Source organism: Mesorhizobium sp. WSM4840, from assembly GCF_055811755.1.
Genome location: NZ_JBVVQD010000086.1, coordinates 1 through 2248 on the forward strand (window position 1 = coordinate 1; position 2248 = coordinate 2248).

At 63.7% G+C, this 2248-nt stretch carries 2 protein-coding genes; both read right to left on the reverse strand.

Translation table 11 applies throughout. From position 1 onward, the window contains the following. Nucleotides 1-1663 (reverse strand): recombinase family protein (locus AC0L3I_RS36735; protein ID WP_473530206.1); only part of this gene is annotated, 1663 nt, incomplete at its 3' end. 146 nt (nucleotides 1664-1809) lie between these two features. Continuing rightward, nucleotides 1810-2139 (reverse strand): ribbon-helix-helix protein, CopG family, encoded by a 330-nt coding sequence (locus AC0L3I_RS36740; protein WP_473530207.1) that lies wholly within the window; start codon nucleotides 2137-2139, stop codon nucleotides 1810-1812. Nucleotides 2140-2248: the final 109 nt, after the last annotated feature.

Consider the following 2248-nt stretch of genomic DNA (forward strand, 5'->3'; position numbering starts at 1 on the left):
CATTACTCCCTGAACGCAAAAGGTAACTTCGGTCGGAGGACGGCGCATTACCTTTGGAGGACGGCGGTTCGCTGCCGGTCGGAGGCGTAGTCGGTTGCGTCGGGATCGAGTGACGGATGGTGATGGTGTCGTCGTCCACCAAGACCTCCTTGACCAGCAAGCGGGCTATTCTCTGGCGGTTACAGATGTCCAAAGTCTCTGCCGATTGCCGCAGGCGCTGGAGGAAAGCGGTCAACGTCTCGGCCAATCGCAGGAATGACATCCGGTCGGCGGCCTGATCGCGGATCGCCTGCAACTCGGCTCGCAGTCCCTGTTCGCGGGCCCGCAGTTCGGGCATGCGGCGCCGCAGTTCGTCCAAAGACAGGAGATCTTCCTGGTAGGCGGTCAACAGGCGTTCGATGCCTTTGCCGACGCGCGTGAGGTCGCGTTCGACAGCGTCCTGCCGTTTCTTCGTCGGCTCGCTCGCACGGGCCGCATCAAGACGACGGTCAAGCTCAGCAGTAATAAGCCCAGGATCCTCGATCAGCCAAATGACCTCCTGCCACACGATGTGGTCGAGCAGATCCTGGCGGATCGGGCGGCTGTCGCAAACGGAACCGCTGAGATGGCGCCAGCCATCCGAACCCAGGCAGCGGTAATAGTGGATTTTGCGGGCCGAGCTACGGGTCGACGTGCGGTAGAGCGCGTAGCCGCATTTCTTGCATGACACTAGGCCCTGCACGAGGCTGGGCTCAATGGTGCGGCGCGGCGCGAAGCGCTTGTTGTCGGCCAGGCGTTCCGCCGCCAACGCGAAGGTCTCTTCGCTGACAAGGGCGGGGACCGGTATCTCGATCCATTCCTCCCGCGGCCGCTCGTGCGCACAGGTCTTTTCGCCATGAACCGCCCGACCCGACAGGCGGAATGGCTTCGTCACCTTTTGCCGTGGCCCGACTTTCGTCTTGTTGAAGCAGGCGGTGCCTTTGTAGGCGGGATTGCGCAACATGCCCCACACGACCGAACGCTCCCAGCGGGTCACGCGCTTGCGTGTCGGCGGGGCCATTTCCCGCAGCAGCCGGGCGATGGCGCCGATGCTCAGGCCCTCGACCGTGTATTTGTCGAATATCAGCCTCACCACTGCCGCCTCGGCGGCGTCAATCTCGTAACGCGCCGGCGTTTCGGGCGTCTTGCGGATGTAGCGATAGCCGTAGGGCGCCCCACCGAGCACGGAGACTTCGCCAGCTTTGGCGCGGTGACGCTTTCCGCGGCGGGAGCGTTCCAGAATCTGGGCCCGTTCGTACTCGGCGATCATGCCCTGGAACTGCAGCATCAGCTGATCTTCCGGCGTGCCGGCATGCGGCGCTTTGATGAAAATGGTCTCGACACCATGGCGGGCGAACTCTTCGGTCAGAAGGACCTGATAGGCATACTTGCGGCTCAGCCGATCCGGCCCGTGGATGAGGACCGCTTGGATTTGGCCCTCGGCCGCGAGGTCACGCAGCCGCTCCAAGCCGGGCCGCAGCAGGCTGGCGCCGCTGAAGCCTTCGTCCTCGATCACCCATTCATCGGGGACGCTGAACCCCTGCTCGCGGGCGAACGCGACCAGCGCCGCTGTCTGGCTGGCGATCGTGTTCTCCTCCTTCTGCTGGTCGGAGGACACCCGGGCATAAATCGCGGCGATCTTCATCGCTCCCCTCCCTTATCCGCGGTCCAATGCCGACGACACGGACCCGCTCCGGGACCAGAATCCCGTAGACCTGCTCCAGCTTGATGGTGAGGAGACGGTCAAACGCATGCTCGAGGTGGACGCTGCGATCCTTGGTGCCGCACCGGTCAGCCATTGCCGCCGGCTTCGCCGAGGAAGGCGCGCAACGCCCGGCTGACCAAGTCGCTGATTGTCGTCGTCTCGGCCGCCGCCCGCGCCCGCACCGCGTCGACCAAACTGGGCGGAAGCTTGAACGTCACCGCCGTCGTCGGCTCGGCCACCGGCACCGGTCGCTCGAGCGTCTGGGCCGCCTCGATGTACCGATAGGCCTGACGCCGGGACAGGGTGAATTGGCGCGACAACAACAAGGCAGCCTCCGCCACGGTCAGCCCACGCGCGAGCAACCCATGGGCCGCATTGAGACGCTCCGCTTTCTGCGAATCGGTTGATCGCGACATGTGACATATGTATATTACCTCTTGAGACGCAAATCAAGTACGGAGCGGGAACGATCGAGCGGGATTGTCCGATCGAACTCGAAGTTACCTTTTGCGTTCAGGGAGTAAT